Origin of the sequence: Flavobacterium sp. (assembly GCF_043778725.1) — a bacterium.
Lineage (GTDB): Bacteria > Bacteroidota > Bacteroidia > Flavobacteriales > Flavobacteriaceae > Flavobacterium.
Genome location: NZ_JAYWFT010000069.1, coordinates 1 through 24,969, shown reverse-complemented (window position 1 = coordinate 24,969; position 24,969 = coordinate 1). Strand labels below are relative to the sequence as shown.

The following is a 24,969-nucleotide window of genomic DNA, read 5'->3' as shown; positions in this document are numbered from 1 at the left end:
TGAAGCATTCCCTTTTAAAAACAAAAAAGGGAAGTAAAAACTTCCCTTTTCAGTATAAAATATATTATTTATTCTACAATTATTTTTTTAACAACTTTCTTGTCTCCGTCTTGAATGTTTACTAAATAAACTCCAGATTGTAGACCACTCAATTGAAGGTTTTCATTGAAAACTCCATTATTTTGATAAGTTTTAGAATATACTTCTCTTCCTCTCATGTCATGAACTCCAACAAAAATTGAGTTGCTTGATGAAGAATTAAATTGGATAGTAAAAGTACCATTATTAGGATTAGGATATAAACTAAAGTTTTCCAATTGATTTTCAGTAGTACTTAAAGGTGCAGCCGAACAAATGTTCAAACTCCAGTTATTGATTGTTCCACCATCTTGTGTGAAAGAATCAGCAACTGTTAAAGTCCAAACTCCAACAGGGCTTTCTCCATTAAATGCAGACAAAGGTTGTCCTGGTAACACTGTTCCTGATATTCCTGGAGAATTGCCACATACAATAGCAATACCAGAATCATCAAAAGTAGCTAAGATATTATTGATACTAGATGTTGGACTACATTGATTTGCAAATAAAATAACTGAAGTTCCAGCAGGACTTGTTAAGGTAGCCGTTAAGTCATTTATCCAAGTATGAGTAATGTCAATATTAACATTAATATCTGATATGTTTGCTCCAGAAGGTACTGTTAAAGTAGAAGTTACTGTTGCAACTGTAGTAGGAATTGTTACTGGAATATCTGTAGAAGAAGAAGTATTACAAGTTATTAATCCTGTAGTAAATATATTACTAGCACTATTGTTTCCTGTACAAGTTGCATTTTTTGGGGCAACTCTCCAGTAATAATTTGTTCCTTGCAACAATCCACTAACATTATAAACATTTGTACTAACATTTCCAGAACTCACAATAGAGGTAAAACCCGAATCTGTAGCTACTTGAACATCGTACGATGTAGCACCAGGATTAGCTGTCCAACTTAATGAAAGCGAAGTGCTTTGTGCTGTTGCATTGTTAGCAGGCGAATTTAATGTGACGTTTGGTAAACCTAAATATAAATAAAATGGAACAGTTTTTACAGTTGCTCCAGAAGTAGCAGTCATAACAATATTATAAACTCCTGCTGGCGCAGATGTAAGGTTTCCAACAGTCATAGTTACAGAACCACCTGTTGAGCTCATTGTTGTAGGGCTAAAAGCAATTGTTGATCCAGCTGGAGTGCCAGTTGCGCTAAATGTTGTAGTTCCAGAAAATCCACTTAAAGCAGCATAAGCAAAAGTATATGTTGTAGAAGGAACTGCGCATGCTAAAACACTTTGAACACTAGATTGACTTACAGAAAAAGTAGCTGTTGGTGCTGTTATAGTAAAATTAGTATTAGAAATATCAAAAAATACATGTTGGTATCCTTTTACCATTATTCTATTTGTAGAACCTGTGTTGTTTGGCACTGTAATTACAGTACTTCCGTTGTTAGGAACTTTATTGGCTAATTGAATTGGGTATGTATAACCACCATCTGTAGATAGAAATACATCTACAAAAGCAGCATTTACCCCATTTCCTGTAGTTCCGGCTACAGCCCAAGTTACAGTTTGATTTGTTCCTGCAACCCATGATACTGCTGTATTTGGTGCGTTAACAATAAATGGTCCGGCTGCATTATTAACAGTTACAACCATGTCTGTAAAAGCAGTTTGTCCTACTTTTACTGGAGCAGTTGAACTGTAAGGAGAATTATCTCTAACGGTTAATCTAAAGTTTAATGTTCTAGCAACAGAACTTAAAGCTTCAGACAACATACCTGCATCACCACCAACTTGACTTGTAGTTGCTGAGTTTGCTACAACAGATTCTATTTTTGGAAAATATCTTGAAGGTGAAGCCGTTGGGCTCCATGAAATGAAGTTTGGACCAACTGTTTTAGTAACAGCGGCACTACTTGCTGATCCTGTAGATGAGCCACCATCATCATTTTGTTCCCAACAATAAGTAAGAGCATCACCAGCATTTGCATCAGTAGCAGAACCTGTAAGAACAAAAGGAGTACTTATTGGAATAATGTAACTTGCTACAAGTGCAACTACAGGAGTTGCATTATTTGCAGTTATAGATGTTGTTATAGGACAAATTTTTGTCGACAAGTTATTTTGAATTTGCTCAATTGTTGTTTCATGATAAATATCAATTGAATGCGGAGCCACATCATTAGAAGTAATACCAGCATAACCCATGATTGTAACACCAGAACCAACTTCTTTACTTACACCAGAACCTTCATTAGAATTTGAAAAAGTATGATTTCCTCCTAATTGATGACCAACTTCATGAACTACATAGTCAATATCAAAATTATCTCCTTGAGGAATTCCGTCTGCCGGAGAAGTGATACCTCTACCTTTAGTAGATCCTGTTCCAGCAGTTACGCCATTAACACAAACACAACCAATACAGCCTGCGTTTCCACCACCACCAGATGCGCCAAACATGTGACCAATGTCGTATGCAGCATTGTTAGTTGCCAAAGCAGTACCAACACCTGTTAAAGTAGTATTAATAGCTTGCTGTAATTGAGTATTCCAGTTTGCCATAGTTGTATAAGGATCTGAAGAAGCAGTGTAATATATAATATTTGTTGTGCCTGCAACCAAATTAAGGTGCAAAGCCAAATCTTTTTCATAAACACCATTACAACGAGTTATTGTAGCATTGAATGCAGCAAGAACCAAACCTACTTGTGCGGCACTTGTTGCTCCAAAATAGTTAGAATATTCTGCATTACAAGATTGAGCCAAACGCATTGTTTTTAATTGTCCTGCGCTAGACATTATAGTATTGTCACTAGAAACCTTAGAAGTTAAATCACTTACAGATTTTTTATCTTCTGTTGTACATGTCCACGCTAATTTTCCTTTTTCTCTTTGAGATTTGAAAACTGCATATACTGTATGGTCTTGAGAATAAGGTTCAATGAATTCATTTTCTCTGTCGGTTCTAAAAACCATTGTTTGAATCCCTTGTGGAGAAATACTTAGTTTTAATGTTGCATATTTGTCTGTTAATCCTTTACCTGAGTAAGCTCTAATTGTTGGAAATTGAGCCTGAAGGTCTGATTCAAAATTGGAAGCTTCAAATACTTCAAATTGTTCCAAACCACCATTTGCATTTGGTAGAGTGATAATTGTAGAGTGCTTAGAAGATTGATTGTCTACAATAGAGAATAAATTTTGTCTTAAAGGTTCAATATTCAAATCGAATAACTTGAATTCTTTAGGAAAAGATTGTCTTGCAACGCCTTTATCCGTTGTGATGTTTTTGTCATCTGCACTATGTGAAGACCACAGTCTATCTGTTTGAGAAAACCCTGTTGCAGCACACAAAAGAGTTAAAAATGTTAATAGTAAGTTTTTTTTCATCTTTTAGTTAAGTTAATTTAATGTGTAAATATAAAAAAAAATGTTTAACATACAAAACTTAAAAGCTAGCACTACAAACTTTTAACACTTTTACACGGTAATAAAAAAGATTAAAACTCAATACATTTTATACATTTAATTATAAAAAATTATATTTGCCGTCAAATTCATTTCTCTTGAAGACCTTTACTAACATTGATAATTACCATAAACTTAAGTCAGTTGTCACCATCGGAACTTTTGACGGTGTTCATATTGGGCATAAAAAAATTCTTGAAAAAATAATTGATAGCGCAAAAAAAAATAATTTTCAAAGCGTTGTCCTTTCTTTTTTTCCGCATCCTAGAATGATTTTACAAGATAATTCTGTTATTAAATTATTAAATTCTGTTGAAGAAAAAACACTTCTTCTAGAAAAAGCAGGAATTGACAACTTAATCATTCATCCATTTAACCAAGAATTTTCTAGATTATCTGCCGAAGATTTTGTTAAAGATGTTTTGATAAATAAGCTAAATGTTCAAAAAATAATAATTGGTCACGACCACCGATTTGGAAGAAATAGAACTGCCAATATTGATGATTTAATTCTTTATGGAAAACAATTTGGATTTGAAGTAGAACAAATTTCGGCACAACAAATCAATGAAAACGCAGTAAGTTCTACCAAAATTAGAAATGCAATTCTTGATGGAAACATACTTCTAGCAAACAATTATTTGGGGTATAATTATTTCTTTTCGGGTAACGTTGTTAAAGGAAAACAACTAGGCAGAACAATTGGTTTTCCCACGGCAAATATTGAAATTAAAGAAGACTACAAATTGATTCCTAAAAATGGAGTTTACATAGTTAAAAGCAGTTACAAAGAAAAGGTTATTTATGGAATGATGAATATTGGTACACGACCAACAGTGGATGGAAAAGACCAAACAATTGAGGTTAATTTTTTTAACTTTAACGAAGATATTTACGACGAAAAAATAACCATTGAATTGCTAGATTTTATTCGTGATGAACAAAAATTTGAAAACTTAGATGGCTTAAAAAAACAACTTTATAATGACCGTGAAACCGCTTTAACTTTCATTTCTAAAGTGTAAACTTGGTTAAACAAAGTTTAAAAATTATCATATTATTTGTTAAAAATCATTTTTTATAATTATTATTTTACTACATTTATAGTAATATCGTTACTAAAAACATAAAAAAATAATACTATGAAATTATCAAATGAATTAAAATATGGCATTTTAATGTTTCTTGGAATAGGATTTTATTTTCTTATTATGGAAGCTCTAGGCTTGTCCAACTTATATTTTTTGCGAATATTAAATGTATTAATTATTGTTTTCTACTTAAACTTAACAATAAAAGCCAACTTGAAACAAGGTAAAACTGGATATTTTCAAAACTTAACTTCTAGCGCTATTACAGGTTTTATAGGTATTGCATTGGGTATAATTGGTTTGTTTTTATATTTAAATTTAAGAGGAGGAACAACTTACATAAATAATCTTTCGCATGCATTCCTTTTTGGCGGAAATCCTACAATTGCAGAGTACAGTTTTGGTTTGTTTATTGAAGGTATAGCCTCTGTTTTAATGGTCGTTTTTATAAATATTCAGTTTTGGAAAACCAAAAACGTTTTTAAAGACGAGTTGTAAACAACACCTTTCGCTAAATTGTCTAATAATGAAACCGAATTTTCTTTTTTTACTTCAAAACAAATTAACTACTTTTGATGCAACATAAAAAGTAATTATGAGTATTACAAAACACAATTGGACAAAAGAAGAAATTATAGCAATATACAATAAACCTTTAATGGATTTAATGTATCAGGCAGCAACAATACATAGAGAACAACACGATCCAAATGTCGTTCAAGTTTCTACATTATTATCAATAAAAACTGGCGGTTGCCCAGAAGATTGTGGCTATTGTCCGCAAGCAGCAAGATACCACACCAATGTAGAAGGTAACGATTTAATGTCTGTTAGTCAAGTAAAAGCGCAGGCACTAAGAGCTAAGTCATCAGGTTCATCTCGTGTGTGCATGGGTGCAGCTTGGCGTAATGTAAAAGACGGACCAGAATTTGATCAAGTCCTAGAAATGGTGCGTACTATTAACAAACTAGAAATGGAAGTTTGTTGCACTCTCGGAATGCTTACAGAAAACCAAGCGCAACGGTTAGCAGAAGCTGGACTTTATGCCTATAATCACAATTTAGACACGTCTGAAGAATATTATAAAGAAGTAATTTCTACTCGCGGATTTGAAGATCGCTTGCAAACAATTGACAACGTTAGAAAAACAAATGTCACCGTATGTAGCGGAGGTATTATTGGAATGGGAGAAACTATAGAAGATAGAGCCGGAATGTTAGTGGCACTTTCTACTTTAAATCCGCAACCAGAATCTGTGCCAATAAATGCACTTGTTGCTGTAGAAGGAACTCCAATGGAAAATGAAAAACCAGTAGAAATATGGGAAATGATTAGAATGGTAGCAACCACTAGAATCATAATGCCCGAAACTCAAGTACGCCTCTCTGCAGGAAGAACTGAAATGTCTCGCGAAGGTCAAGCCATGTGTTTCTTTGCAGGTGCCAATTCTATTTTTGCAGGCGACAAATTATTGACAACTCCCAATCCTGATGTAAACGATGATATGAAAATGTTTGAAACACTAGGATTAAAAGCCCAAAAGCCTTTCATTAAATTAATGCAACCTACCACAGTTGAAGCCCAAGATTCGCAATTTCAATCTATGGGCGAAAAACCAAAATGGACACGACCAGAACATAAGATAGAACGAAACCTAGAAGCTTCTACTAAAGGAAAATAAATTTTAAACCATCTTTAACAGGATGGTTTTTTTATATTCTATTCATTAATTCTAATGCTTTATTTATTGACTTTACATTGTCAAAAGTCAATAGCAAACGCAACCCATTTTTAGTTTCTTTCTCTTTCATTTTGCACAAATTACTATTCGTTTGTACAAATTGAACCATTTTAATAAAACGATTAGATTGGTAAAAATCACTTTGTTGATCACTTACAAAATAACCTACCATTTTTCCTTGCTTCATTATTAGTTTTTCAATTCCAATGCTGGTAGCTTTCCATTTTATGCGAATGCTGTTTAGTAAGGCCAACGCTTCTTTGGGCAACGCACCAAATCTATCAATTAGTTTTTGCTCATATTTAAGTAACGTTTCTTCGTCTTTTATTAAAGCCAATTCGTTGTAAAGACTCAATCGCTCGGTAATACTATTAATGTATTCGTCTGGAAATAACAATTCGAAATCAGTATCAATTTGTAAATCTTTTACATATTCTTTGGTTTCAATATTGTTTTCTGCTGGATATAAATCTTTAAATTCATTTTCTTTAAGTTCTTCAATGGCTTCGTTCATTATTTTTTGATACGTGTCAAATCCGATGTCGTTTATAAAACCACTTTGTTCACCACCAAGTAAATCACCTGCGCCACGAATCTCCAGATCTTTCATGGCAATATTAAATCCGCTTCCTAACTCGCTAAACTGCTCTAGTGCATTTATTCTTTTTCTTGCATCGTCTGTCATTGCCGAATAAGGTGGCGTGATGAAATAGCAAAATGCTTTTTTATTACTTCTTCCTACGCGACCACGCATTTGATGCAAATCGGACAATCCAAAATTATTGGCATTATTGATGAAAATTGTGTTGGCATTTGGCACATCCAATCCGCTTTCAATGATTGTTGTTGCTACTAAAACATCAAATTCTCCGTTCATGAAACCTAGCATCAGTTCTTCTAGTTTTTTACCGTCCAACTGTCCGTGACCAATTCCAACACGAGCGTCTGGAACCAATCTTTGAATCATTCCTGCTACTTCCTTGATGTTTTCAATTCTATTATTGATAAAGAAAACCTGACCATTTCGCTGAATTTCATACGAAATTGCATCACGAATTAACTCTTCATGAAAACGAACTACATTAGTTTCTATAGGATACCTGTTTGGCGGTGGCGTTGTAATAACCGATAAATCTCGAGCTGCCATTAATGAAAACTGCAACGTTCTTGGTATGGGCGTTGCTGTTAAAGTTAATGTATCTACATTGGCAGTTATTGTTTTAAGTTTATCTTTTACATTAACACCAAATTTTTGTTCTTCGTCAACAATCAACAATCCTAAATCTTTAAATTGTACATTTTTATTAACCAATTGATGCGTTCCAATAATAATATCTAGCTTTCCTTCGGCTAGTTCTTTTATCGTTTCGGTTTTTTCTTTAGCAGTTCTAAATCGGTTTAAATAACCAATTGTAACTGGCATATCTTTTAATCGCTCGGTAAAAGTTCTATAATGTTGGTACGCCAAAATTGTTGTTGGAACCAAAACTGCTACTTGTTTGCCATTATCAACCGCTTTAAATGCGGCACGAATGGCAACTTCTGTTTTACCAAAACCTACATCACCACAAACCAATCGATCCATTGGTCTGTCGGTTTCCATATCGGCTTTTACATCTTGAGTTGAGGTAATTTGATCGGGCGTGTCTTCATAAATAAAGGAACTTTCTAGCTCTTTTTGCAAATAACTATCTGGTGCACAAGCAAATCCTTTTTCCAGTCTTCGTTTAGCATACAGCTGAATCAAATTGAAAGCAATGTGTTTAACTCTAGCTTTTGTTTTTTGTTTTAATGCTTTCCATGCTCCAGAACCCAATTTATAAATTTTAGGCGGAACACCATCTTTTCCGTTATATTTGGAGATTTTGTGAAGCGAATGAATGCTAACATACACAATATCATTATCGGCATAAACCAGTTTTATAGCTTCTTGCGTTTTACCTTCAACCTGAATTTTTTGCAAGCCACCAAACTTTCCAATTCCGTGATCAATATGGGTTACATAATCGCCAACAGTTAGTGAAGTCAATTCTTTTAGCGTGATAGTTTGCTTTTTAGAATAGCCGTTTTTGATGCTAAATTTATGATACCTTTCAAATATTTGATGATCGGTGTAGCAAGCAATTTGATGTTCTTCATCAATAAAACCATTGAATAAAGAAAAAACAATCGATTTATATTTTTTTAAAATTGCATCACTGTTATCTTCATCAATATCTTCAAAAATCTCTTTGAAACGATTTGCCTGATTTTCATTAGAACAAAACAAATAATTCTTAATTCCGTTGAAATGGTTTTCGTTTAAATTGTTCAACAACAAATCAAATTGCTTGTTGAAAGACGGTTGCGGCTGAATGTGAAATTCAATCGTTTTATCAATTTTAAAAACTGGTTTATTGTGCAATTCTACCACAGAAAAATGCAATGCTCGTCTTAGAAATTGTTGTTGATTGACAAATAAATCTATGGGTTCTACATGTTTTACAGTGGCATCAAGTTTAGAAAAAACTTCGGTTGCTTTCGCAAAATTTTTATCCAATTGTTGTCCAAGTAAATCGGTATTCTGAATAAATATAACCGTTTTAGGGTCGATATAATCTAGAAAACTTTCGCGATTTTCTTCGAAAAACTTGTTCTCTACATTCGGGATTATGGATATTTTCTTCAGTTTCTCAATAGAAAGTTGGGTTTCTACATCAAAACTTCTAATAGAATCTACTTCGTTTCCAAAGAATTCTATTCGGTATGGATTGTCATTAGAAAACGAAAATACATCTACAATTCCGCCACGAACAGAGAATTCTCCGGGTTCGGTTACAAAATCTACTCTTTTAAAATTGTATTCAAACAGGACTTCGTTTATAAAATCGATGGCCAATTTATCATTGACACCAATCTTAAACGTATTTTTTTCGAGTTCTTTTTTAGTAACTACTTTTTCAAAAATCGCTTCGCCATAAGAAACAATTATTGCAGGTTTTTTGCGCGAATTAATTCTGTTTAAAACTTCGGCTCTCAGTAAAATATTGGCGTTGTCGGTTTCGTCAATTTGGTAAGGCCTTCTGTACGATCCGGGATAAAACAAAACGTCTTGATCGTTAATGAGTTGCTCTAAATCGTTGAGGTGATAAGCGGCTTCTTCTTTGTCATTAAACAATAAAAGAAATGGCATGTTTGATTTTTCAAAAACAGCCTGAACGACAAATGACAATGCCGATCCCAATAAACCTTTAGCGTTTATTTTGACGTCGCGTTGTTCTAGTTCATGAGCTAAAAGCTGGGCTTTAGCCGACTTTTGATATACTGCAGTTATGGTGTTTTTACTCAAATTATTATTTTTGAATCGGTGTGTTTGGAATGGCTCTTGTAGTGTCTCGCATTTTTGAAAAATCGGGTTCGCCGTCTTCTTTTGGAATCTGACTTCGTTTTACAATTTCTTCTAGTTGTAGCTGTAAGTATTCAATTTCCATATTGATTTCGCCTACAAGTTTTACAACTTTAACATCTGGAATTTGATTGAGATGAATAAATAAATCCATCGATTTTACTTTTGTTGTAACTACTGCAATTCTAGCTTTTACTTGCGGTTTATTAAATTCTGGCGGAATTGTTGTAGTTAAATCCATCACTTTTTTAGAAAGCGTAGCTGCTTTTTTCTGGAAAGCACCAATAGAACTTTTGGGTTTCTGATTGATTTCTGTTAAAAAATTGCGCCATTCCATCCATCCATTAATTCTAGATTGTGTGGTTGGCTCTACAGGTGCAATATTAAAAATCCACCCTTTATTGATGTTGTCAAAAACGACTTCTTTTTTCTTGGCTTCTTTAACTTGTTCTAATTTCAATTCTTCGGTGTTGTCTTTGCAAGAAACAACGAAGACGATTAGAACTAAAAAGGATATGATTTTGAATTTCATTTGCTGATTTAATAGGATTACAAAAGTACAAAAGTAGCAGAAAGTATATGCTAAAAATTATATAAAAAGCAAGGCTGTTTTAGAACTTAACAAATTGATTTTTTTCTATATAAGTTGTTTAAGGAAAATTCTTTCTTACAGGATCGCCGATGCCTTACAGGGTTTAAAATAAAAAGTGTTTTTAAAATAAGTAAAATTTGCGAAAACGTTATCTTTGTACCACAAACTAAACAAACTATGACAACTAAAATATTAATAATTGGTGCTTGCGGACAAATTGGTACCGAACTTACCGCTAAACTTCGGGCCGAGTATGGTAACGATAATGTAATTGCATCCGACATTAGAAAACTAAATAATGATATTGTAAACAACGGAATATTTGAAGTAGTAAACGCTTTAGACTACAACCAAATAGAACATTTAATTGAGAAATATCACGTTACAGATGTTTATTTGATGGCTGCATTATTATCGGCAACGGCAGAGAAAAATCCTGCTTTTGCTTGGGATTTAAATATGAATTCGTTATTTCATGTATTGAATTTGGCGAAAGCCGGAAAAATAAAAAAAATATTTTGGCCATCAAGCATCGCCGTTTTTGGACCCACAACACCAAGAAACAACACGCCACAATATACCATAATGGAACCATCTACAGTTTATGGAATTTCTAAACAAACAGGCGAAAGATGGTGTGAATACTACAACAAACAATATGGAGTAGATGTACGAAGCATTCGTTATCCGGGATTGATTAGCTGGACAACCGAACCTGGTGGTGGCACTACAGATTATGCCGTAGATATTTATCATAAAGCTATTGAAGACGGAAAATTCACTTCTTTTTTATCTGAAAATACCGAGTTGCCAATGATGTATATGGATGATGCCATTAAAGCTACTATAAAAATTATGCAAGCCGAATCGGATGCTATAAAAATTCGTTCTTCTTATAATTTGTCGGCGATGAGTTTTACTCCAAAACAAATTGCTGAAGAAATTAAAAAGCATTATCCTGATTTTACAATTGATTATGAACCCGATTTTCGTCAGAAGATTGCCGACAGTTGGCCTGCTTCTATAGACGATTCTTTTGCTAGAAAAGATTGGGGATGGAGCAACGATTTTACAATTGAAAATATGACTGTCGAAATGCTGACCAATTTAAAAAAGTAAATTTTTTGCATAAAAAAAGCGCTACCCCAAGAACAAGGTAGCGCTCAACTCTAAACAAAAACTCTATTGTTGAACAATTGGAGCTCTTAACGATTCTAATACTGCAACAACATCTGCATAAAGTTGTGTATTAGCTGCAACACCGTTTTGAACCGCTGCTGCGCCTACATAACCTTCAAATTTAGTGTAATTTGCTGTAGTAGATTTTACGCCCATTCTTGGATTAGTTGCAGGATTGTGTGCCGCAACCATAGAAAGTCCAGAATATGTGTTTACTGCATTTGTTCCTCCTGTATTGAAAGAGAAAAAGTCAGTTAAATTATCAACCAAAATAGCTAAATTGGTTGTGTTTCCTGCGCCAACTTCTCCTAATAAAGGTGCGAAATGTGCACTTAAATTTCCAGAAGCGTTGCTTTGAACGTCTGCAACGATTAAACCAACTGTTGTGTTTACTACTTTACGGTAGCTTAAACGTCCTTGTTCAATCATTTGACCAGCGTTGTCTGGATCAGATACTAATGTTGTTCCTCCCAATCTAGCGTAGATTGAAGGTGTTGCAGCAACTGCCATTTCCTCATCATCATTACTACATGATGTGAAAACCGATGCTCCAATTACTAATGCAAATAATGCAATTTTTGAAAACTTAGTCATAATTATAGATTTAATAGATTAATTAAAAATTCTTTGTACAAGTTTGGTAAACTTATAGTTGAAACCGTCTTTTTTCATTACTGGACAAACTTCTTTATTGGCTAAATTTGCAGGCAAAATAAAACGTTCTGCTTTATAATTTCCTTTGGCCATTAGTTGATCATACACTTTTTTAGAATCGGCTACTTTATTATCGTGAAAATAAACTACTACATTTCGTTTTACTATTATTTCACTTTTTACACCATCAATGGCATGTAACTTTTCTTTAATTGCTATAGTGCTTAACGAATCAAATGGTTTGTCAAAATCTATTCGACTTACCTGAATGTTTGCACTTTCTATTGGTCTTGCATTGGCTATGTGATACACCAATATGGCAAAAAACAACAGACCGATACCCAGAATACTGAGTAATGCGATTTTTACTTTTTTGTTAATTTTCATTTGTTAGAGTTTTTTTAATTAATTTTTAGAATCAAAATCCACATTTTGCGAGTAGTTCTTTACCCAATAAAAATGTTTGTCTTTATAACAATCTTGATGCTTTGTCAATTGATTTACGAGAAAGAAAAGAGTTTGGATTTTTTATAACAAAAAAAAGTCCCAATAAAGGGACTTTTTAATACTATAAAAGATATAAAATTATCTTTTTAGCTTGTCTATTAACGCATTTTCTTCAACTTCTTTTGCCTTAACAACCTCATCGGTAGTACTATTGGGAATTGTCATAGAGAGTACATAATGTTGTATCATCCACTTATTTTTTATTTTTATTAAAACGCCACTACCACGACAAATTTTCATTTGGGTATTCAACAACTCATCAAACCAAGCTGTTTTCTTGTCTTTAGAAAAATAAACATGACGTTCTAGTGCGGTAAAACTCCATGCTTTTCCTTTGTCAAAATAAGGTTTTGCAAAAGCTTCAAACTGGGTTTTGTTCCAATTTTCTGTAGCATCTGTTCCTATATAGATTGCATCTGGCGTTAAAACCTTAAAATAATTGGTATAATTAGCTTCGGCAGCAGCTTTGTGCCAATTGGTTAAAAGTGTATTTATGGTTGCTTCGTCGTTTTGTGTCCATGCTAAACCGCTAGTTAGCAATAATAATAGTATGTAATTTTTCATTTTATGATGTTTTTGATAAAAGTACAAAAGTTATTCTTATGCTGTCATTTAAGATTTAAAATTCTTGAAACCATAGCCTTTAGTACAAAGTATGTGAGCAAGAAGCTTTTTTTAAATGATATAATTACTATCTTGCATCACTTGTCAAATCAAGTTAATAGTAACAATGGAAGCTAGTTTTGAAGCCTTAATAACAAGTTATATCGAAAATAAAATTGGCATTGCCGATCATTTTTTGAGTGATGATTTGTGTTATCATTTAAAAATGAACCTTCTTGCTTTAAACGAAGACCAGCAAATGAAAAAAGCAGGCGTAGGCAACGACGGAAAAATGATTCACGACGATTTGATTAGAAACGATAAAATTTATTGGTTGGATAAAGCCCACAATAATATTTATGAAAACGAATTTTTTGCCAAGATTGATGCCTTTGTGCTGTACCTTAACGAAAGTTGTTACACGAATATAAAAGGCTACGAATTTCATTATTCGTTGTATGAACCAGGTAGTTTTTACAGACCGCATTTTGACCAATTTGAAGACGACTCCAAGCGTCAGTATTCTATGATTAGTTATTTAAATCCGCATTGGAAAGCAGCCGATGGAGGCGAATTGTTAATTCATCAAAAGCCCAACAACCATAGTATTTCGCCCATGCAAGGAAAAACTATTTTCTTTAAAAGCGATGAGCTAGAACACGAAGTTTTGGTTACTAACGAAAGAAGGTTTAGTGTTACTGGTTGGTTGAAACGTGGTTAGAATTCGTTTTTCTGCGGTTCTTTACTTAACCTTTACTTCATCCTTACTTGAACCTTGCTTCATCCTTACTTAAAGCTTGTTTTGTTTTTGTGTGATTTATATCTAGTTGATAGCTGTTTTATGATGTGGTTTTGTTTACCAATTAAGAAGGTTTAATTTTACTAGTTGTTTGTATTGTAGTTAGGTTTAAATTAAATTATCCTCACTATATCCAGATTGTATTGCTCCAACCTCATGGCCAAATAATTGAAGGACTTGATTTATTTTGTCTAATCTTAATGTTTTTTTACCTTGTTCTAAGTCGCGAACAAACCTTAAACCAACACCAGCTTTTAGAGACAAGTCTAATTGCGTTAGATTTACTGATTTCCTTTTTTCTTTTACAAAATCTGCTAACTTCATATTTTATACCTTATCGGGTATAAATATAGTGATTTTATTTTAAAGTATACCTTATCGGGTATAAATTTTATTTTTTGAACCATTTTATACCTTATCGGGTATAGTTTTGGGTTGCGGTTGTGAATGAAATTGTACACAAACTTAATGTGTTATCACTAGGTTTTGGTTACCAACGAAAGAAGGTTTAGTGTTACTGGTTGGTTGAAGAGAGGTTAGGGTTTAAATAATAATCAATGAAATCATTTTCGGATTCTCCTTCTGGGTCAAATTTCATTATGAATTTTGAGGTTAGTTGGTCTATGAAGGTTTCTATTTCTTGTATTGTGCTGAGTTTGTTTAGGAAACTTAACTTTTGGTTTTCTTCTGAAAAATCTTCGTCTAAGTAAAATGCAATGTCACTCTTAAATGAATCTGCATAGTTTTGTTCTTCTTGGTATAAGTAGTTTTCTAGGTGTTGGATTTTGTCTAAGAGAATCATTTTAATTGTATTATGTCGAAGTTTTTATTAAGTGAATAACACGGAATTTTCTTAATCAATATAATTAAAATTTCACTAATTTAAATTGAATTGTGTGCTCACAATCTTCACAACGAATAAAAGTATTTTCATCAACAATAATATTAAAAATATCAATTTCTATTTCACATATTGGACAGTTAATATAATCTGTAAAATTAAGTTTGTAAGGTGGTGTATAGACTGATAAAATTTCTTGTGTTGAATAACTTTCCATATTTTTTTATTGATTAACAAATATCTGAAATCAAATGGTATTCTTTAGTTTCTTTAGATTTGATAATTTTTTCTTCAAATTTCAAATTTTTTAACGGATTATCTATTGTCAGGAATGTTGGTAAATCATTTAAATTTAAAACCAAAGTAACTATATAATCATTCTTATATTCTCTAGCTTTAGAGTATTCATTTTCAGTAAGTCTAAACTTTCCTTTTTTTGCTCTAATTCCTTTAACTTCTGCTAAAAATGAATTTTCGTTTACATTAACTTGAAAATCATAACCATCGCCATATAATCGAGCATCTTCAATAATTCCATTTTTAAAAACATCAATAGAATTATAATTATTTATAAAATATAATTCTGCTTCTAATCCTGTTTCTTGAAGTTTTTTAAACCTTGATTTTACAATCGGGTTTACTTCTACAATTAGATTTGTTAGATTAAAATTTTCTTTAAGATATAATTTCACAATATTGGAATATCCTTTTACATTTTCATTTCCAAATAAACTGTCAATTAAGTATTTTCTATGGATGTATGCATCTCCTTTTTGCCACCAACCTTTTCTTCCATTTTCTGGAAAATATGGATCAAATAAATCCATTCTGTTTTTTATAACACTACCTGTTTCAACTATTCCTGTTTGAACAAAAAAATTAAAAAAACTATTTTTTGTTTTAAATCCAAATTCTTTTATAAATGTGTCATTGAATTTTGATAAACCATAACCAATTAAGTTTAAGATTTCATAATTTTCATGTTTATTACTATTGCCTTTCATCTTGATGAATTTTCTTTTAACAAATATAAATATTTATGGCTATAAAATTAGATTTACGCCTACAATTGTACAGCCTACTATTGTACGCATACGAGTTATTTTTGTCAACAAAGTTATTAGGTGTTGGATTTTAGTATTTGTTTCTGAAATATTCAGAATAAAATTTTGCTATTCCATAATGGAATATTTATAGATTACCTGATTTCTCCTTTGTCGAAATGACAAGTCTTCAACTAGAAATTCATTTATTAAACACGTGAAAAATGTAAAATTTAACCAAACAAGTGTAAAAGTTTCTGGTGCATCTCTTTCTATTTTTGTTTTAAATAAACGCAACATTAGTGTTGTGCTAAAAAACTAAAGGAATTATGAATTTGAAACGAATTTTTGGCTTCCTCCTTACGATGTTGGGAATTGCTGGATTGATTTATACTGCGGTTGTCTTTACTGGAACTTCTGGAAGTAATCGCGATGTTAAGGCTTTAATTATTTATGGTGTTTTGGGTATTGTGTTTTTTGTGTCGGGCATTAGCTTGGTGAAGAACACTAAAGATGAGGCTTAGAATGGTCAATTAAAAGTTAAGAATTAAGATTTTAGACTTTATATAACAAAACAGGGTTTTTTAATGGGTTTATTCAGACAACCGCTTCATGTGAAAAGTTGCTCTTGATGGAACATTATGACAACTCTGTTTTTTGTTTTTTATTTAATGAGGATTTTTATAATTAAAGATTCTCGATACATTTCATAAAAAGCTAAGCGCATTTTATGAAACACTCTAAATGACGGCTGTTGTTGATGGTGCGAATTGTCTTATCAAAGTTCTCGATACATTTCATAAAGAGCTAAGCGCATTTTATGAAACACTCGAAATGACGGATGTTGTTGATGCTGCGAATTGTCTTATCAAAGTTCTCGATACATTTCATAAAAAGCTAAGCGTATTTTATGAAACACTCGAAATGACGGATGTTGTTGATGCTGCGAATAGTCTTATCAAAGTTCTCGATAGATTTCATAAAAAGCTAAGCGCATTTTATGCAACGCTCGAAATGACGGATGTTGTTGATGCTGCGAATAGTCTTATCAAAGTTCTCGATAGATTTCATAAAAAGCTAAGCGCATTTTATGAAACACTCGAAATGACTGATGTTGTTGATGTTGCGAATAGTCTTATCAAAGTTCTCGATACATTTCATAAAAAGCTAAACGCATTTTATGAAACACTCGAAATGACGGATTTTGTTGATTTGATTGTATTTGAAACTTTTTTCACATAAAAAAACCTTCAATTTGCGCTGAAGGTCTTTCATTTAAAAAAAAACTACTCACTACTTTACTATTAATTTTTTTACAATTCCTTCGTTGGTTCTTACTAAATACGTTCCAGTTGCTAGGGATTTTGTGTTTATGGTTTGTGCATCTTTTTGAGTCAACACTACTTTTCCGGTTAGGTCGAAAACTTCAATATCGGCAGTTCTATTAAAATAAACAATTCCGTCTTGGTTGGATGGATTAGGGAATAATGCAAATGTTTTAACTTGGATGCCAAAATCTGGTGTTGCTAATGCGTTGGTGTCAACTTCAAAAACAGTTATTGTTCCGCTAATTTCGTTGGCTACCAACACATAAGGTGTTCCGTTTGGACTGTTTTCTGGTGCAATGTACGTGATTCCTTCTGGTCCGTGATCGCCAGCAAATGCTGAGGTACTGCGGCTGTTTTTGTAATCTACAAAACTTACATTATTAGGATTTGTAATGTTGTACACCATAACGCCACCAATACGTTCTAGAGTAATAAAAGCGAAAGTTTCTGTTCCAATTTTAGCAACAGTAACGCCTTCTGGTTCTGGACCTTTGGCACGACTTCTACTTTTTGCCGAATTACTTTCGTGGTCTGAATTGAAAATTGTTGGAAAGTTCGCTGCGGTGTAGCGTTCAAAATCATCGCCGCTGTCAAAAACAATTTGCTTTGTTGTAGCATTGAAAATAGAAAACGAACGTGCTCCAACACAATTGATTACTTCATAGTCAGCATCGGCATCGGTATTTCCGTTAGCGTTTGTAGTTCTAAAACGTCCCATGTTTTGGTTTTGTTTTAAAATACTCGCATTAGGGAAAACAATTGGATCTAAAGTATAAGTTGCTGCTCCAACTGTAGTTCTTTCGGTAAATGATCCGTATTCTTTTTCGTCACCTTCGTTTGCAGTAATTATATAATTTGTTCCTGCAACTGTATAATTAGAAATAGCATCTGGAATGTAAAATGCTTTTATTGGCCAGTTGGCTATAAGAACTTGTCCGTTGTTGTCTGAAATGTCAAATCCGTTTCCAGGAATGCTGATGTCTTTGGTTCCAAGTGCCCAAATATCGGTGATGGTGTTGTTGGTCAAATTGATTTCGGCAATAGCATTGTTTTCTTGTAAAGCAACATACGCTTTTTGTGAATCGGCACTGATGGTAATGTATTCTGGTTCAAAATCTTGCGATAGTGTACTGGTAGTTTTTACTTTTCTAACGCCAGATGCTAATAATGTTGCTTCTTGTGCATTGAAGGAAGTAAAGTTGATAGTAGTTACATTGGCTTGTGTTAATGAAGCAATTCCGTCAGAAATATCAATAGTACTTACTGAACCTTCTGGGTCAATAGTATAGGCTGTATTGGGTTGACCTTCGTTGGCTGTCATTACTTTGGTTGCATCTGGAGAAAATACAATCATGTCGGGTAAAGCGCCAACGGTTACTTGTTTTAGAAACGTTCCGTTGGTGTCAAAAAACACTACCGAACCATTTAAAGTTTCGTCTGTATTTGGAGAAGCTACTGCTACAATTCCGTTTTTTACAGCTACACTAGTTACGCCACCATAAACATTCATGTCTATTGATGTTATTACTGTAGGATTTGTTGGGTCAGAAAAATTGATAACGTCTAGAAATCCTGCAATAGCACTTGTAGTAAACAAACGTTGTGATGCTGCGTCATGTACTACAATTTCACAAGTACTTGTGTTGCTTCCTGATGGGTCAAAACTTCCAATATAATTTAGTTCTATTTGATTGCTTGGCGTTGGTGCCGTTTGATCGTTATCTATAATATAAATTGTAGCAGCAGTATTTCCTGTTAGGGTTATTCCTATTGGATTTTCTAATGTTACTACAAAATATTCGGCTTGTTGTTCTGCTAAAGCATCATCAATAATTGGAATAGTAATGGTTTGCGTTAGAGTACTTGCACTTGTAAAATTTAATGTTTGCGTTGCAAGTGTAAAGTCACTGCTGTTGGCTGTGCTGAACGGAGCCGTTTTTACAACTAAATTTACTGAGCTTGTTGCTGGACTTGTAAGTGTAATTACGAATGAAAGTGTACCTGCATTTTCGTTAACCGTAACAAAGTTTGTTGCAAAAGTAGCCGTTGGATTTCCGGTTGTGAATGTTGATGATTGCGTTGTTGTAATGGCATTGTTGCTAGCATCTTCAATAGTATTTGGCAATAAAGCTACATAATATAGTTGGCTGTTGTTTAATGCTACCGTTGGAACAATAGTAATTGTGTTTCCAGAAATGGTTGCGTCAAATGCAACTGTTGCGCCAGAAGCATTGTTTAATCTTAATTCTAATAAGGCATCAACATTGTTATTTGTAAGTACGCTGTTGTCTATTAAACGAACCGCTTCGTTAAAACTTATTGTTGGATGTATTGTTGAAGCTACATTGGTTGCGCCGTTTGCAGGTAAAATAGTTGTTATTGGCGCTGTTGTATCGCCACCACTTACTGCATTTCCTTCTAGTGTAAAATTGTCAAAACGATTGTTACCTACTGTTCCGCCAGTGCCTTGAGAAAATTCAACCTTTAGTTTGAAGTTGGCGTTGTTATTTGCAGCAGCAATAGCTGTGAAATCTAATGTTGCCAAAGCAGGATCGCCGTTGTTAGGAATAACTGTTGTAAAAGCAGCGTAGTTTGTTCCGTCTAATGAATACGACCAAGATTGTGTACCTGCACCCGAACCTGAACGGCGTGTTGCAAATTTTACAATAATATTTTCATAACCCGAAGTTGGCAAAGCAAATACTAAAGCACCACCAATAGGATCATTAAATCGCAAATGAGTTCCAGAAACATCGCTATTGCGTGCATTAAGATTTAAAACATTAAAGTTTTGACCTGTTCCGCCAGCAAAATCAATTGCGCTTATTCCGCCAGCAATTGCGTTTAATGTTGCGCCACCAACTGTTTGCGTAGGCGTTGTAATTGTGCTAACAGATGCGTTGTTATTAAAGTTCCAATAATGAATCAATGTTTGTCCCCATGAGCATGAGGTTATCATTACTATAGTTAGTAATAATACTGTTTTAGTGTAATTTTTTGACATAGTTGTGTAGTTTAAAATGTGCTACAAAACTCTTTCATTGGTGTTAAAGTAGTATTAATCTATAAACAAAGAATTGTCAAATGAAATGGCTTTAATCTTTATAAATCGTTATCAACTTGATTACTGTTGCGTTTAAATTTACAATTTAGATAAGTTTTTGTGATGTTTTTTTAAGAAAGAGGCGAGAGGAAAAAACATAGAGAATAGAATATAAAGAACAGAATAAAGATGATAGAAGAAGGCAGAAGAGCAGCGAGGAGAAATTGATTTTAATTTGAATTTGCCATTGATTTTTACAATCGCTATTGATATTGTATATAAATGGGTTTAGGTATGAATTGTAATAACTCTTGTGGCGTGTACATTTCGTTTTTGCCTTCGGTATCGTTTTTATAGAAGAGTTTGAATCCGGTGAACTGCACTGGTTCGGGATAAATAGTTCTTAGCCATGTTGCTCTTTTTAGTTCTTTGCTCCCAAATCCGTCCATGTCAATTACTACTTGCACTTGTGGAGTAGGTTTGATTTTTTCATAGTCGGTGATCATTTTTTTGGTAAAACGGTGTACAATTAAAACTTTGGGTGGTAGGTTATTTTCTTTGACTAATGTTGTTAGAAAAGTAATAGCATCATTAATATCATTAGCCGACATGGTTCCGATTTTAGATCCTGGAATTTCTCCATTTTTCATTGAGAATTCTGGGTCGATGCCCAAATGTACGTTGGAAAGTTTAAGGTAATCTGTTAGCATCGCGATTTCATCTTTTACGGTACTTTGACCTACTTGAATGTCAAGAAATACTAAGGCGTCAATTTCTTTTGCCCAAGCCATAACAGTGTCAATTTGCTTGAAAGGCATTCGAAGGCGGTAGTTGTTGCCGCTTCCATTTTTGCCTTGAGCTGTAACTGCAATATAATGTAGCGCCGCAACGGTTTCTAAAGTTGTATCAGCCGCTTTCCACAAAGCCACTTCGTCTTTTAGTTTCTTTAGCATTTCGTTTTTGGGAAGTTCGCCTAATATTCCCATTCGTTTGGAATATAGATTTCCATAAAATGCTATAATTCTTTTGTAAGGCAATAATGCTCCGGGCAAAGGATAAGCGGTTTTTACTGGCCATTTTCCTGTGGTGTCACCGTTGCTAAGCACTGCCATTCTTTTTTTATAATTGATAGTATCTAGAAGACTTGTTTTTGTTGTTTTTAATGAATCGGCTTTGGTTTTTTTAATTGCAGTTTTGTTTCTACCATTAGAATTTGCTTTCTCACAACTACTAAAAGTACTACTCAATAAAAGGATTATTGTAACTGCTGCAACTAGTAAAGGGAAGTATTTTTTCATGAATTGAGCAGTATTTTATTGATATAAAGATAGTTCTTTTTGCGTTTTATTAGTGATTTTCATAAGTTGATTAAAATTATTATATTTGAATTTGCTAATTAATTATAATTTCTATGAAAAATATTTTAGGTTTATTTGTTATGGTTTCGCTAGTCTTTACCTCTTGTAAAAAGGAAGAAGTTCCAACAGAAACTGACGCTACTACCGAAACCGCGGTTGACACTACTGCGGTTGCTCCACAAGCACCAACGCAGCAAACACCACAAGTTGCTGCTGGTCCAAATATGAATTCTATAATGTATTCTCAACCTTCGGGTTCGGGATCAACCGCGAATACAACAACAACTACCGCGGCAGCAACAGCGCCAGTTGTGGTTGGTAAAGGAATGAATCCTTCGCATGGTCAACCAGGACATCGTTGTGATATTGCCGTTGGAGCACCATTAAATTCGCCTCCAGGAAAAGCATCATTAGTACAGCCATCAAGGCCTACAACAATTTCGTCAACAAATGCCGCAGGAACAGTTACTAGTAATGGTGCGACAATAACAACAACTAGTGCAACTCCGTCAGTATCCCCAATAGTTACTGCTCCAGGAATGAATCCTCCACATGGTCAAGAAGGACATCTTTGTTCGGTTGCCGTTGGTGCGCCTTTGCCTAAGAGTGAGTAATAAAATTAACTTTTAGAAATAAAAAAAGTCCAACAGTAGTTGGACTTTTTTGTTTTTATATAATTTGATTACCAAATTTTAACACGTTTTTCTGGAGCTAAATAAAGTGAATCTGTAGGTTTTATCTTGAAAGCCTCATAAAATTCTGGTACGTTACGCACAACACCATTAATTCTAAATTTAGCTGGCGAATGTGGATCACCTGCAATTTGGCTTCTCAACGCTTCTTCACGAGATTTGTCTAACCAAACTTGTCCCCAACCTAAAAATACCCTTTGAATTCCGGTGAAACCATCCATTACTGGAGCTTCTTTTCCGTTAAGCGACATTTTATAAGCTTTAATTGCAATACTTAATCCGCCCAAATCACCAATGTTTTCTCCTAAAGTAAAAGCACCATTCACATTTAAATCTGGAAATGCCTTGAACGAATTATATTGATCAACTAACGCTTTTGTTCTGGCTTGAAAAGCAGTTAAATCGGCTGGTGTCCACCAATTTTTCATAACACCATCACCATTAAAAGTACTTCCTTGATCGTCAAATCCGTGTCCAATTTCGTGTCCAATTACAGCTCCAATTCCACCATAATTAACGGCGTCATCTGCTTTTAAATCAAAGAAAGGCGGTTGTAAAATAGCAGCAGGAAATACAATCTCATTTAATGTAGGATTGTAGTATGCATTTACCGTTTGTGGCGTCATTCCCCATTCGGTTCTGTCTACTGGTTTTCCTAATTTATTAATCATTCGGTTGTATTCAAATTCTCTTGATCGTACATTATTTCCATACAAATCATTCTTTGCAACTTTCAATGCAGAATAATCTCTCCACTTGTCTGGATATCCAATTTTAATCATAAATTTATCAACTTTAGCCAAAGCTTCTTTTTTGGTATTGGCACTCATCCAATCTAAATTTTTGATGCTTTCTGCATACGCTTTCAATAGATTTTTAACCATTCCTGTCATGCGTTCTTTTGCCTCAGGAGTGAAGTGTTTTTCAACATAAACTTTACCAACAATTTCTCCCAAACCTCCATTTACAGTATTAACCGCTCTTTTCCAATCTTCTTCTTGCGCCTCTTTTCCGTACAAAGTTTTACCATAAAATTCAAAGTTTTGCGTGTCTAAAGCTGTTGTTAAACTATTAGCTTTGTCATTAATTAAACTCCATTTTAAATACGTTTTCCAAGTATCAATAGGTGTATTTTTGATAATATTATTTAAATTTTTTGTATATTCTATCTGCGACACAACAATGTTTTTTTCTTTGTCAAGTCCAGCATTTTTTAGCATAGCTGACCAGTCAAAATCGGGCATTAGTGTTTTTAAATCTGTGGTTGCATATTTGTTGTATAGAGCAGCTGTATTTCTAGTATCTTCTTTTTTCATGTGATTGGTTGCCAAAGTAGTTTCCAATGTCATAATTTTAGAAGCGCTTTCAGATGGATTTGCTATGCCGCCCAATTGCAACATTTTTTCAATATGAGCAACATATTTTTTACGAATATCTGTCATTTTCGCATCGCTTTGAAGATAATATTCGCGTTCTGGCAATCCCAATCCGCCTTGCCAAGTCATTAATGTGTACTTTTTTGGATCTTTAAAATCTTCTGTTACAGAAATAGAAAACGGAATTGTTGTACCTGTTCTATTTGCAGTTCCAAAATAAGCCGCCAAATCAGAATAATTTGCAATAGCATCAATAGTCTTTAAATCAGATTGAATAGGAGAAATTCCTTTGGCATCACGATCTTTTCTATTTAAAAAAGAGTTGTAGTAATCGCCAATCTTTTGCTCATTTGAACCCTCTGCAAAAGTGCCTTTAGAAGCTTCTTCAATAATGGCTTTTACGTCTTTTTGTGATTGATCATAAAGTATATCGAAAGCTCCATAAGATGATTTATCTGCCGGAATCTTGTTCGATTTCTTCCATGCTCCATTTACGTATTCTTCAAAATTATCTCCTGGTTTTACAAGAGTATCCATGTTTTTCTTGGTAATTCCAGACGCTAATTCTGCATTTTTATTGCACGATGCCAAAAGAATTGTGGCCGCAACAAGCGTTAGTTTAATGTTTTTCATATTGAAGTTTGATTTGTTTAGAAAGCTAATTTACTCAAATTTGTATTGTAACAACTATATGTTGTTCATTCCTAACATTTGTTACAGATAGTAAAACGCTATTCTTTTCAACAAATGTTAAACTTTATAAAAAGTAACGCTTGTCTCGAAAGTTATGGCTAGTTTTGTACCATCAAATAAAAACAATGAACACGATTATTTCACAATTACATCACCATCATTCTTGCAAACAGGCGAGTTAATGATGTATTTTATATACTTATAATTAAAAACCGTCTGAGTGTACTTAGACGGTTTTTTGTTTTTCAGCCTATCGCAGTACATTCAGATTTTATCCATAATCAAAAATGAATACTTTAAAAATTGCGGTTCAAAAAAGTGGCCGATTAAGCGAAAAATCACTACAACTTCTAGAAGAATGTGGTATCAAAATTTCTAATGGCGAACGAAAACTAAAAGCCGTTGCACAAAATTTTCCAGTCGAGATTTTATTCTTGCGTGACGATGATATTCCGCAATATGTAGAACAAGGCGTTGCCGATATAGGAATTCTTGGCGAAAATGAAGTTTGGGAAAAAGATAAAGAAGTAAAAATAAT

21 protein-coding genes and 1 pseudogene are annotated in these 24,969 nt (G+C 33.6%); 9 read left to right on the top strand and 13 right to left on the bottom strand.

Going from position 1 to position 24,969, the window contains the following annotated elements:
- Positions 1-68 precede the first annotated feature (68 nt).
- Positions 69-3,428 (bottom strand): reprolysin-like metallopeptidase, encoded by a 3,360-nt coding sequence (locus tag ACH2CG_RS06310; RefSeq protein WP_395063321.1) that lies wholly within the window; start codon positions 3,426-3,428, stop codon positions 69-71.
- 176 nt (positions 3,429-3,604) lie between these two features.
- Here ACH2CG_RS06310 and ACH2CG_RS06305 point away from each other — a divergent pair, with 176 nt between their 5' ends.
- From ACH2CG_RS06305 to bioB, 3 genes are all read left to right on the top strand, one after another.
- Positions 3,605-4,531: a bifunctional riboflavin kinase/FAD synthetase gene (locus tag ACH2CG_RS06305; protein WP_395063319.1), complete on the top strand. Its 927-nt coding sequence runs from the start codon at positions 3,605-3,607 to the stop codon at positions 4,529-4,531.
- Positions 4,532-4,648: 117 nt separating this feature from the next.
- Complete coding sequence (locus tag ACH2CG_RS06300) at positions 4,649-5,095, top strand: hypothetical protein (RefSeq protein WP_395063317.1); 447 nt, start codon at positions 4,649-4,651, stop codon at positions 5,093-5,095.
- A gap of 97 nt (positions 5,096-5,192) precedes the next feature.
- Positions 5,193-6,278 carry a biotin synthase BioB gene (gene bioB / locus ACH2CG_RS06295; protein ID WP_395063315.1) on the top strand — a complete coding sequence of 362 codons (1,086 nt, stop codon included), beginning with the start codon at positions 5,193-5,195 and terminating at the stop codon, positions 6,276-6,278.
- 31 nt (positions 6,279-6,309) lie between these two features.
- On the opposite strand, the gene mfd is transcribed toward bioB, so the two are convergent.
- Both mfd and ACH2CG_RS06285 read right to left on the bottom strand, forming a co-directional pair.
- Positions 6,310-9,651 (bottom strand): transcription-repair coupling factor, encoded by a 3,342-nt coding sequence (gene mfd / locus ACH2CG_RS06290; RefSeq protein ID WP_395063347.1) that lies wholly within the window; start codon positions 9,649-9,651, stop codon positions 6,310-6,312.
- Positions 9,652-9,670: 19 nt separating this feature from the next.
- Complete coding sequence (locus ACH2CG_RS06285; protein ID WP_395063313.1) at positions 9,671-10,255, bottom strand: hypothetical protein; 585 nt, start codon at positions 10,253-10,255, stop codon at positions 9,671-9,673.
- A 237-nt stretch (positions 10,256-10,492) separates the two neighbouring features.
- Between ACH2CG_RS06285 and ACH2CG_RS06280 the strand changes: the two genes are divergently transcribed.
- Positions 10,493-11,434, top strand: a complete 942-nt coding sequence (locus ACH2CG_RS06280; protein WP_395063311.1) for an NAD-dependent epimerase/dehydratase family protein — start codon at positions 10,493-10,495, stop codon at positions 11,432-11,434.
- Between the two features lie 63 nt (positions 11,435-11,497).
- Here the strand turns inward: ACH2CG_RS06280 and ACH2CG_RS06275 are convergent, their stop codons facing one another.
- The 3 genes from ACH2CG_RS06275 to ACH2CG_RS06265 form a co-directional block, all read right to left on the bottom strand.
- Positions 11,498-12,088, bottom strand: coding sequence for a hypothetical protein (locus ACH2CG_RS06275; RefSeq protein ID WP_395063310.1), 591 nt, complete (start codon positions 12,086-12,088; stop codon positions 11,498-11,500).
- 18 nt (positions 12,089-12,106) lie between these two features.
- Positions 12,107-12,535, bottom strand: coding sequence for a hypothetical protein (locus ACH2CG_RS06270; RefSeq protein WP_395063308.1), 429 nt, complete (start codon positions 12,533-12,535; stop codon positions 12,107-12,109).
- Positions 12,536-12,733: 198 nt separating this feature from the next.
- Positions 12,734-13,219, bottom strand: coding sequence for a nuclear transport factor 2 family protein (locus tag ACH2CG_RS06265; RefSeq protein WP_395063306.1), 486 nt, complete (start codon positions 13,217-13,219; stop codon positions 12,734-12,736).
- Positions 13,220-13,385: 166 nt separating this feature from the next.
- Here ACH2CG_RS06265 and ACH2CG_RS06260 point away from each other — a divergent pair, with 166 nt between their 5' ends.
- A complete protein-coding gene (locus ACH2CG_RS06260) occupies positions 13,386-13,979 on the top strand; it encodes a 2OG-Fe(II) oxygenase (RefSeq protein WP_395063304.1) in 594 nt (197 codons plus the stop codon).
- Positions 13,980-14,165: 186 nt separating this feature from the next.
- On the opposite strand, the gene ACH2CG_RS06255 is transcribed toward ACH2CG_RS06260, so the two are convergent.
- The 4 genes from ACH2CG_RS06255 to ACH2CG_RS06240 all read right to left on the bottom strand — a co-directional run bounded on the left by ACH2CG_RS06255 (position 14,166) and on the right by ACH2CG_RS06240 (position 15,902).
- Entirely contained in the window at positions 14,166-14,381 is a 216-nt protein-coding gene (locus tag ACH2CG_RS06255) for a helix-turn-helix transcriptional regulator (RefSeq protein WP_395063302.1), read from the bottom strand.
- Between the two features lie 190 nt (positions 14,382-14,571).
- Positions 14,572-14,859, bottom strand: a complete 288-nt coding sequence (locus tag ACH2CG_RS06250) for a hypothetical protein (RefSeq protein WP_395063300.1) — start codon at positions 14,857-14,859, stop codon at positions 14,572-14,574.
- A 64-nt stretch (positions 14,860-14,923) separates the two neighbouring features.
- A complete protein-coding gene (locus ACH2CG_RS06245; protein ID WP_395063298.1) occupies positions 14,924-15,115 on the bottom strand; it encodes a hypothetical protein in 192 nt (63 codons plus the stop codon).
- A 13-nt stretch (positions 15,116-15,128) separates the two neighbouring features.
- Positions 15,129-15,902, bottom strand: coding sequence for a DUF3883 domain-containing protein (locus ACH2CG_RS06240; protein ID WP_395063296.1), 774 nt, complete (start codon positions 15,900-15,902; stop codon positions 15,129-15,131).
- A 368-nt stretch (positions 15,903-16,270) separates the two neighbouring features.
- On the opposite strand from ACH2CG_RS06240, the gene ACH2CG_RS06235 reads away from it, so the two are divergent.
- Together ACH2CG_RS06235 and ACH2CG_RS06230 are read left to right on the top strand one after the other, a co-directional pair.
- On the top strand, positions 16,271-16,465 hold the full coding sequence (locus tag ACH2CG_RS06235; protein ID WP_395063294.1) for a hypothetical protein: 195 nt from the start codon (positions 16,271-16,273) through the stop codon (positions 16,463-16,465).
- Positions 16,466-16,685: 220 nt separating this feature from the next.
- Positions 16,686-17,183: a hypothetical protein gene (locus ACH2CG_RS06230; protein ID WP_395063292.1), complete on the top strand. Its 498-nt coding sequence runs from the start codon at positions 16,686-16,688 to the stop codon at positions 17,181-17,183.
- A gap of 51 nt (positions 17,184-17,234) precedes the next feature.
- On the opposite strand, the gene ACH2CG_RS06225 is transcribed toward ACH2CG_RS06230, so the two are convergent.
- Both ACH2CG_RS06225 and ACH2CG_RS06220 read right to left on the bottom strand, forming a co-directional pair.
- Entirely contained in the window at positions 17,235-20,273 is a 3,039-nt protein-coding gene (locus ACH2CG_RS06225; protein WP_395063290.1) for a choice-of-anchor I family protein, read from the bottom strand.
- Between the two features lie 302 nt (positions 20,274-20,575).
- Positions 20,576-21,610, bottom strand: a complete 1,035-nt coding sequence (locus tag ACH2CG_RS06220) for a hypothetical protein (protein WP_395063288.1) — start codon at positions 21,608-21,610, stop codon at positions 20,576-20,578.
- 113 nt (positions 21,611-21,723) lie between these two features.
- On the opposite strand from ACH2CG_RS06220, the gene ACH2CG_RS06215 reads away from it, so the two are divergent.
- Positions 21,724-22,284: a hypothetical protein gene (locus ACH2CG_RS06215; protein ID WP_395063286.1), complete on the top strand. Its 561-nt coding sequence runs from the start codon at positions 21,724-21,726 to the stop codon at positions 22,282-22,284.
- 68 nt (positions 22,285-22,352) lie between these two features.
- Here ACH2CG_RS06215 and ACH2CG_RS06210 read toward each other — a convergent pair whose 3' ends face one another.
- Positions 22,353-24,371 (bottom strand): M13 family metallopeptidase, encoded by a 2,019-nt coding sequence (locus tag ACH2CG_RS06210; protein WP_395063284.1) that lies wholly within the window; start codon positions 24,369-24,371, stop codon positions 22,353-22,355.
- 347 nt (positions 24,372-24,718) lie between these two features.
- Between ACH2CG_RS06210 and ACH2CG_RS06205 the strand changes: the two are divergent.
- A pseudogene (locus ACH2CG_RS06205) lies at positions 24,719-24,969 on the top strand (ATP phosphoribosyltransferase); the annotation flags it as partial.